Origin of the sequence: Streptomyces sp. NPDC021093 (assembly GCF_044333135.1) — a bacterium.
Lineage (GTDB): Bacteria > Actinomycetota > Actinomycetes > Streptomycetales > Streptomycetaceae > Streptomyces.
On record NZ_JBIRQJ010000022.1, the window covers coordinates 1 to 8,573 of the forward strand.

Sequence of the window (8,573 nt, forward strand, 5' to 3'; positions counted from 1 at the left end):
TCACTGGACACCCCGCAAGCCACCGGCTGAGCACCCCACCACTCCACCCGACAGCTCCGTACGCGGTTCCGTGATCATTGCGGGACAAGCCTTAGCGTACCCCTGCAAGGAATGGACTTGGAGCCCACGCGTCGCGAGCCATTCCTGGATGTGACGCTCCATGCTGGCGATTCTCTGTACCTGCCCCGCGGCTTCATCCATGCTCCGACAACACAAGACTCTCATTCGATTCACATCACCTTGGGTGCCGAGCCAGTTACCTGGGAGCACCTTCTCCGGGAGATACTCAAAGATTCATTATCCCAACAACAGATTTTTCGTGAAGCAGTTCCTCCTGAATTTGGCAGCCTCACCCCCGGTCAGCTGTCTGCACTGGCTGGATCCATTTTGGAGGCCTTGTCGGAGGAGATCGTCAAACCGAAGTCGAATCGGAAGCGACGGGAGATTAGGTCAGAAATTTCTGAGGGAATGAGGTTCGTCCTTCGGAGTCGCCTTCTTAGATCTCTCACGTTGTCCAACTGTATTATCTCCTCGTCGCTGGCCATGATTAGCTCTATCTGGATTCTCTACGTCGTGCGTGACTTGCAGTGGAGTTCTACCGCCAGTGGGATCGTGCTTGGCGTCGGGTCTGCGGGAAGTCTGGTTGGGAGTTTCTTCATAAAGTGGTCTGTCGAGCGCTTCGGAGCATTTCGGATCATGTTGGTCTCGGTGGCGTTCTATGGGCCGTGTGAGCTGACCACGGTAATGGTGGGGAGAGGGGCAATGGGGCAAGTTCTCGTTGGCCTGAGTTTCTTTCTTCTGACGGTCTGCGCCATAGTGAACAACACAGTTCAGCGAACCTTGCGTCAGGCGTTGTGTCCACCCGAGTTGCTTGGCCGGATGAATGCCTCCGTGCGTTGGCTGCAATGGACGCTCACGCCATTGGGTGCACTTGGTGGAGGGTGGGTAGGGTCACATTTAGGATTGCAGAATGCTATATTGTGCGGGTCCTCAGGACTGATCGTTGCTGCTGTCCTGCTGTTTCTCTCCCCTCTGCGCACGGAGAACTCTCTGCTTCGCCCGGGCCCCGAACTGGCGACGGCTCAGGAGACCTCATGACCCGATCTTGTCGAGTGAGCCTTTTCCAGCCTCACGCCGATGTGTGGCGATGGAGGAGAGCGGCTCTCACAGCATCGGTGAATCGATTGCTGATCCTGCGGAGCTTCCGCTGGGCCGCCGCGCACGCGGCGACGGACCGGGCCCATGGACTTCGGGCACCGCTGGTGGCCAGGTACGGGCCCTGGACGTTCACCGCGGTTCCGGGAAACGCCATGCACCGGCCACCGCAGGGAGGAAGCGGCCGAACAGGGCCGGCTTCCCCGGCAGCAGGGACCGTGCCGTGTTCCGCGTCGGGTGCTGGGGCGGGGCATCGATGTCGGGACACTGCGGAGTGTGGACGGCCCGCGCATCGCAGGTCTGCGCTGAATGTCCAGCGGCCTACCGCACCTCTGGCCTTCCGGTAGCAGGGGCCGGTCAAAGGCCTCTGTCGAGCCAGGCGAACAGGAGCGTGGTCAGGCCTGCATCACCGAAGAGCTGGAAGGAGGCTCCAGGGCCGTCGGCCCTGCGATGCGGGCACCGGCTGCGTCAGCCTGCTCGTGCTGTGGGTCCAGAGCCGCATGTAGCGGAGCCGGAGGACGAGACGACCATCCTGCCGCCGTGTCGTCGTGCCGCTGGTCAGGCCGAACGGGAACTCCCGTCGGCCGGCTGGTCCAACTGCGTTGGGCACCGCCGCTGATCGATGTGGACGTTCCTCAACCCGGAGGGTGTACCGCTGGAGAGCTGCCGGTTCACCCGCAGGGTCGAGGCCGCTGTACGGGCCGACGTCGAGGGGGAAGGTGGCCTCTTCCTCGATGGCGTCGGCGGTCTGCGGCAGGAACTGGGCGCTCTCAGGCTGGGCATGAGGTGCGTACTCTTGCCTCGTGATTGATCACGGTATTGATCTGCCCTGCTACCGCCTCCATGTCGTGCCTGCGGTCGTGGCGCTGGCCAGCCCGACCTGGCAGCGAGAAGTCTGGCTCGATCCGGATCAGTTCGAGGACCTCGACTACACCGTGCACGTGCTCTTCGACGATTTCTGTGATGCGAGCAATCCTCTGCCCTGGCTGGGGCAGTGCCTTCGCAGCGAGGAGGAAGTCGAGCTGATGGCCCGTCTTGGTGCGGCTTACAGCGCGGTACAGAACTCGGTCGGCGCCACTGCCGGCGACGAGGCCTATCTGGACTCACCCAGCTGGTCTGCCGTAGTCACCGCAGCAGCCAGGTTGGCCCAGGTACTGGTGGCCAACGATCACTCGTCGTTGGCCAAGCTGCATGACGCCGGCCTTCCCTGGCCGCTCGGCACCGAGCCAGTTTCGTCCGGGACGGAAGACCAGCACGTCGATTCATGACCGCAGCTAGTGCCGCACCAGGCAACCTTCGCCTCGTAGGACCGTTCTGAGATCATGGGCTCATGGACGAGGAAGTCATTCCGATCCTTCGGGTCGAGGACGCTGCTGCGACGGTGAGTTGGTACGAACGCCTGGGCTTCACCAAGCAGTGGGAGCATCACTTCGAGCCGGGGTTCCCCGCCTTCGTCGAGGTTGCACGTGGCCGGGTGCGGCTGTTCCTGTCGGAGCATCAAGGAGACGCCCGGCCCGATACGTTGGTGTATCTCCGCGTGGGGGACGTCGATGCCGTCGCCGCCGAATTCGGTGTTCCCGTGCAGGATGCTCCGTGGGCGCGCGAGATTGAGCTTCGCGACCCCGACGGCAATCGCCTGCGGGTGGGCACCCCCACGCAGTGACTCCCGCGGGCAGCGTCCGGCAGCGAGACTGCTGCGGTGGCGGAACGCGTGCGTGTTCGTGAGATCGATGACGGCGAAGGGCATCGGCTGCTGCGGATGGTCCGCAGGGGTACTGGGTCGGTGGTGACCTGGCGGCGGGCCCAGATGGTGCTGCTGTCCGCGCAGGGCATGCCGGTGGCGAGGATCGCGGAGGTGTCGTTCACCAGCGCGGACCGGGTCCGCGATGTGATCCACAACTTCAACACCGACGGCTTCGGCCCGCTGTATCCGAAGTACGCCGGCGGCCGCCCGAAGACGTTCACACTGCCCGAGCGCTGCGAGATCAAGAAGATCGCGAAGTCCAAGCCGGCCGAGCATGACCTGCCGTTCTCGACCTGGAGCCTGGCCAAGCTGGCGGACTTCCTCGTCGCCGAGGGGGTGGTCGACGACATCAGCCACGAGGGCCTGCGCATCCTGCTCCGCGAGGAAGGTGTCTCCTTTCAACGCCTGAAGACCTGGAAGACCTCCCGGGATCCGGACTACGCGGCTAAGAAGGCCCGCGTCGAGCACCTGTATGCCATCGCCGACGGCGAGGTCATACCCGAGGACGGCGAGCCCGAAGTCGTCTTCTGCATAGACGAGTTCGGGCCGCTCAACCTGATGCCCCACCCTGGCCGGCAGTGGGCCGAACGCGGAGGCACGCACAAAAACCCCGACCGCGAACCACGCCGACGCCGCCGGGCAACCTACCACCGCTACGGCGGGGTACGGCACCTGTTCGCCGCCCTCGACCTGGCCAAGGACAAGCTCTACGGCCACATCAAACCGGTCAAGCGGCGCACCCAGTTCCTTCAATTCTGCCGCTACCTGCGCACCCGCTACCCGCGCGAGGTCCGCATTGCGATCGTGGCCGACAACTTTTCCCCGCACCTGACCACGAAGAGATGCCAGCGCGTCGGGACCTGGTCTGCGGCGAACAACGTCGAGATCGCCTACACCCCGACGAACTCCTCCTGGCTGAACCGCATCGAGGCACAGTTCACGGCCCTGCGCTACTTCACCCTCGACGGCACGGACCACGCCGACCACAAGGAACAGGGCAGCATGATCCGCCGATACATCCTTTGGCGAAACCGCCACGCCGACGACCAGCGGCTACGTGCCGTCATCAACAGGGCAAACGTTGCTTGATCCGGCACTAGTGAACGACACCTCCGCGATCCTTGCCACCGGCATGCCCTGCGCGGACAGCAGCACCATCTGGGCTCGCCGCCAGGTCACCACCGACCCGGTGCCTCTGCGGATGATCCGCAGCAGCCGTCTGCCCTCATCGTCATCGATCTCACGGACGCGTACTCGTTCAGCCACTGCCCGAGAGTAGGGAACGGCCGACACCCAAGAACCTCACTCGGACCGATTGTCCCGTGCCAGGAGGGCCGCCTCCAGCCGGGCAATATCCTCGGCGTCCTTGGCCCGTCGAGGCCGTGAGGGATCCCAGATCGGCATCATCCGCTTGATCTCGATCTGAGCCTGCGGACTGACGATCGCACATGGCAGCCCACCTATGCGGCCCGGCCCGGCATCGAGCATTCCCTCAGGCCAGGGCGCACCGGCCCATGGCCCCCCGGCAACCACCACACGGCCGGCCATATCCCGGTCCAGGAGCGTGAAGCTGCTGTCCAGCCCGCCCTTGGCGAAATCGAGCTGCAGGTCAGATGGCGGTCCTGGGACCGGTTGATAGCCGCGCGACAACAAGCCTTCCGCCAGGAGCCCGGCATCGTCTGCCCAGGCGAACCAGTCGATATCCCCATGGTCTCGCGTGACCTCGCCGAGGAAGAAATCCATGGCCCATCCGCCGCGAAGCCACACCTCGACCTCAAGAACTCCGGCAACCCGCACGGTCTCAGCGATCAGGCGAAGCTGTTGATCAGCACGTCCCATGTCCACAGCCAGGCAGGCTACGCCGCAACCGCTCAGCCCAGCACCCTATTTGTCTCCCACAGGGCGAACGTTGCCTGATGCGGCACTAGCCGGAACCACCCTGACGCCATGCGGGCGGAACGGCGAGGCCCTGAGGCAAGGGGACGGAGACGCCGTACGGAACCAAACCGGACGGCTCGGGCCCGCTGGCAGTACCGAAGTCCACGGTGCCGCCGGTGAACTCCGCGTTGCCGAAGTACATGAGGCCGCCGGTGAACTCTGCGTTGCCGAAGTACACGGTGCCGCCGCTGAATGTCGCGTTGTTGAAGTGCACGGTGCCGCCGGTGAACCCCGCGCTGCTGAAGCTCACGTTGCCGCCGGTGAATGTCGCGCGGCCGAAGTCCACGTCGCCGCCGGAGAACGCCGCGCCGCCGAAGTGCACGGTGCTGCCGGAGAACGCCGCGCTGCGGAAGTCCACGGTGCCGTCGGTGAACCTTGCGCCGTTGAAGTCGATGTTGCCGTCGATGGTGACGTTGGTGAGGTCGAGGTTGCAGCCCTGCCAGGAGCGGTGTGTGTTCTGGGGGATGCGGTAGTGGTCTCCGATCAGGCGCAGGATCGTGTGGCGGACCTCGCGCAGTGCCCGGTAGTGGTCCTGCTTGGCCTGGTGGGCGTCGTGCCTGATCTGGTGGGCGTCGCGTTGTTCCTCGGTGGTCTCCGGGGTGTCGGGCAGGGGGTCGGGCGGGTGTCCGGGGTCGAGGGCGGAGGGCAGGCGGAGGTAGGCGCACAGGACGTCGATGCACGTCTGGCGGAGATCTTGGGTGGGGGCGTCGTCGGCGAGGCCGGCCAGGGCGTGGACTCCGCCGAGGCGGACGGCGGGGGAGTCGGAGCCGAGTTTGTCGACGGCCTGGGAGAAGCGTTCGGTGTGCAGACGGGTCGACTCGCGGTGCGCACCGGCCTCGTCCACGCGCTGACGGCGGTAGGCGACGACCAGGGCAACGAGCGCACCCGCTCCCGCGACCACTCCGAAGGAGAGTTTCACCAGGTCGAAGAGAGTCTTCGCGTCGAGCTTGGTACCCGTGTCGATCGCTTTGAAGTCGAGCAGCACCACCAGCCCGTAGAAGACGGCCCCGGCGGTGAGCACGGCGGCGGCGAAGGCCAGGAGCAGCGTCCGGCCGACCCTCCACAGCCGCAACTCCCGGTTACTTGGGTCGGGTTCAGGCTTTGGGGTGGCTGTCATGACCAGGAAGACACGGCGAGGACACCAGTGGTTGCACGCCACTCCAGAGCCCCGGGTGGCACGGCAGACAGAAGCGGCCGGCATCCGTTCCGCCCGAGGCCGGGTGGCATTGGGTGCCGGTCTTCCAGCCGCACCGCCCGAAGGGCGCCGCTGTCCTGTGCCAGAAAACTGTGGGCACATCCCCATCGTGGTCATCCACGTCGGACGAACTGGCTGATTCCCCTTCACGGCAGCGGCTCTACGAGCAATCGCGGTACTCACTGGCCGCCTCGACAGCTGCCGAGTAGGCCGACGGCACCATCGCCACTCCTTCTGTAGTTCGAGAAAGGCGCGCCGGAGTCTTCCCCGCTGGCATCGAGCAGGCACTGGAATCCTCAGCGCATCAGAGGACACTTCCCTACGCTCAGGCCATGGACGACGAGGAAGAGCAGCAGCATCTGCAGGTGCTCATCGATCTGCTGGGCCGCGGCAGGCCATTCGAAGATCTCACCACCCCTGACCCCCGCCGGGCTCCTGGAAGCCGACGGCTGGAAGCGACCTGGACGCGGACGACGCCGCAAGCGCCCCCTTCCACCTCTCCCACGCAGCATGGAACGCTCTCACCGTGGCGGGAGACCACCTGCATGCCCTGCGCACCAGCATCCTCGGCATCGAACCGTCCGGTCAGGTAACGGCGACCTTGCACACCCACGCCCAGGCGACGCTTGTCCGCGGCGTCATCGAGAACGCCGCCCGCGCCGTCTGGCTGCTCGCACCCGTCGACCGCTTGGTCCGCGTCCAGAGGCGACTGGCACTGCAACACAAGGACGTACGCTCCTCCACCAACCTCCACGAACTCCTGGGCGCCAAGCAGCCCAGGACACGCAAGGACCGCGAGACAGAGCTCAGACAGCTCGCCATCCAGGCGGGCACCCCGGCCCAGGCAGTAAAAGCGGCTCTCCGGGCTCCCGAATACACCCACATCGTCCGGGAGGCCGGCGATCACATCGGCCCCGGCGCCTACACAGTGGCCCTCTGGAGTGGCTGCAGCTCACTGGCTCATGGAGACATCTCCGGTGCCCTCATCTTCCTGCCGCGGCAGACCGTCTCGCAGGACGAAAACATGATGCTGGCCCAGGTCACGGGCAGCTTCAGCCTGCTCAGGCACTGCACGGCAGCAGGGCTGACGCTCTTGCACAGCGCCAGCTCCCTGTACCGCCAGCGTGCCAGCACGCCGCACTCACCGCCAGCGGCCGAGAGAACTTGACCCGCCCGGGGGCACCTAACAGAGGGGACACCACCTTCTCCAACGGCCTCGGCACATAGGAGGCCACGGCCCGTGCGGAGAAGGTCGAGAAGAGGTGCTCACAGGATATCGCCGATGCCCCACGGACCGCAGAGATCGTTCAGCCACCGGTCGGGCAGCTCACCGTCCCACCGCGCCGCCAGCGCGAAGCGGACGGACGACAGTCGCTCCAATGCGATCAGCGACACCGGGTGCGCCAACAGTTCATGCCGTCCATGCCGGGCGATCGAGGATTGGGGCCCGTACTCCGCGTACAGCCGCACCAGTCGCTCCTCGTACCGGGTCACGAACTCCTCCAGCCGCTCCGGGTACGTGTCCCGTTCCTCCTCGGGGATCACCGACCAGAGGACGGGCAGGACTTCCTCGGTCATGCCGTCGTCGAAGCGCACGTGCACGGCGAACGCGGCGTACGACCGCACCGCGACCGCCAACGCCGCGTCCGCGTCGCCTTCCCGTAGGTCCTCCGCCGCCCGGTCCACCGGTCCGCTGGTGTACGCATCCGTGCTCATACCGTGTTCCTCCTGGCCGTGCCCGCCGCCCACCGCATCCCCAACCGGTCGAGTTCCCACCAGCGTTCGTCGGTGAGTTTGTCGGCCCGCTTGCGGAAGTTCTCCACGATCATGCCGAGCTTCACGCTCACCACCTCGCCCTCAGCGCCGTCCTGAGCGCCTCCCGGCCCGTCGTGCGCCTCCAGCTGCTCCACGTGCTTGCGGGGCACGTTCAGATGCCCTTCACGGGCGTGGAAGGCCCTTGCGGCCCGCAGGTTGAGCCTCCACTTGTCGTTCTGCGTCCGCCGTTTCACCGGCCGCTCGTCCTCCCCGGCGGGTTGGAGGCCGAGGGAGTGCTCCAGGAGGTACTGCTGCGCGGCCACCAGCTGGTCCCAGCCGTACCGGCAGGACTGGACCCACTTCCCCAAGTCCTCGCCCTGCACGACGAGTTCACCCGCCCCGGTAGGAAGGGTGCCGCCGTTCTTCAGGTGCTGCTGGGTGAGCCGCAGGCGCCGCTGCCAGGAGGTGTCCCAGGCCGGGCACCACCCGGGGTCGATTTTGTCCAGCGCGTCCCGCCGCGTCTCGGTCAGCGCCCCGGCCTCCGACTCGACGGGAAGACCCGCCGCACGGCGTTCCGCGATCGTGTCCGCGATCCTGGCGGCCTTCCTCGTGTTCTTCAGCCAGCCACCCAGCTGCCGTCCTTCCCAGACCGCCGTCACCGGCGGCAGCAGGTGCCCGTGCGCCTCCGTCGCTGATGTACCGCACCCTGTACACCCTGCTCAGAGACACCGGCCGACGCCCCAACGAGATTGTCTCGCTGCCCCGCGACTGTCTCGAAACCCGCAA

9 protein-coding genes and 1 pseudogene are annotated in these 8,573 nt (G+C 65.9%); 5 read left to right on the forward strand and 5 right to left on the reverse strand.

Translation table 11 applies throughout. The features are described 5' to 3' along the window. Positions 1-117: 117 nt before the first annotated feature. From ACH4SP_RS42410 to ACH4SP_RS42425, 4 genes are all read left to right on the forward strand, one after another. Positions 118-1,098 carry an MFS transporter gene (locus ACH4SP_RS42410; protein WP_398423837.1) on the forward strand — a complete coding sequence of 327 codons (981 nt, stop codon included), beginning with the start codon at positions 118-120 and terminating at the stop codon, positions 1,096-1,098. An 860-nt stretch (positions 1,099-1,958) separates the two neighbouring features. Further along, a complete protein-coding gene (locus ACH4SP_RS42415; RefSeq protein WP_398423839.1) occupies positions 1,959-2,423 on the forward strand; it encodes a hypothetical protein in 465 nt (154 codons plus the stop codon). 62 nt (positions 2,424-2,485) lie between these two features. Next, the gene (locus tag ACH4SP_RS42420; RefSeq protein ID WP_398423841.1) at positions 2,486-2,818 is read left to right on the forward strand and encodes a glyoxalase superfamily protein; all 333 of its coding nucleotides are present in this window, start codon (positions 2,486-2,488) and stop codon (positions 2,816-2,818) included. 36 nt (positions 2,819-2,854) lie between these two features. Beyond that, positions 2,855-3,988: an IS630 family transposase gene (locus tag ACH4SP_RS42425; protein ID WP_398423843.1), complete on the forward strand. Its 1,134-nt coding sequence runs from the start codon at positions 2,855-2,857 to the stop codon at positions 3,986-3,988. A 3-nt stretch (positions 3,989-3,991) separates the two neighbouring features. Here the strand turns inward: ACH4SP_RS42425 and ACH4SP_RS42430 are convergent. The 3 genes and pseudogenes from ACH4SP_RS42430 to ACH4SP_RS42440 form a co-directional block, all read right to left on the reverse strand. After that, positions 3,992-4,165: pseudogene (locus ACH4SP_RS42430) on the reverse strand (IS630 family transposase); the annotation flags it as partial. A 36-nt stretch (positions 4,166-4,201) separates the two neighbouring features. Then, a complete protein-coding gene (locus tag ACH4SP_RS42435) occupies positions 4,202-4,738 on the reverse strand; it encodes a nucleotidyltransferase domain-containing protein (protein ID WP_398423853.1) in 537 nt (178 codons plus the stop codon). 85 nt (positions 4,739-4,823) lie between these two features. After that, on the reverse strand, positions 4,824-5,954 hold the full coding sequence (locus ACH4SP_RS42440) for a pentapeptide repeat-containing protein (protein ID WP_398423845.1): 1,131 nt from the start codon (positions 5,952-5,954) through the stop codon (positions 4,824-4,826). Between the two features lie 604 nt (positions 5,955-6,558). Between ACH4SP_RS42440 and ACH4SP_RS42445 the strand changes: the two genes are divergently transcribed. After that, positions 6,559-7,200, forward strand: a complete 642-nt coding sequence (locus ACH4SP_RS42445) for a hypothetical protein (RefSeq protein WP_398423847.1) — start codon at positions 6,559-6,561, stop codon at positions 7,198-7,200. Between the two features lie 98 nt (positions 7,201-7,298). On the opposite strand, the gene ACH4SP_RS42450 is transcribed toward ACH4SP_RS42445, so the two are convergent. Both ACH4SP_RS42450 and ACH4SP_RS42455 read right to left on the reverse strand, forming a co-directional pair. Next, entirely contained in the window at positions 7,299-7,748 is a 450-nt protein-coding gene (locus tag ACH4SP_RS42450) for a hypothetical protein (protein WP_398423849.1), read from the reverse strand. After that, complete coding sequence (locus ACH4SP_RS42455; protein ID WP_398423851.1) at positions 7,745-8,446, reverse strand: helicase associated domain-containing protein; 702 nt, start codon at positions 8,444-8,446, stop codon at positions 7,745-7,747. The genes ACH4SP_RS42450 and ACH4SP_RS42455 overlap by 4 nt, the downstream gene beginning before the upstream one ends. Between the last annotated feature and the right edge of the window lie 127 nt (positions 8,447-8,573).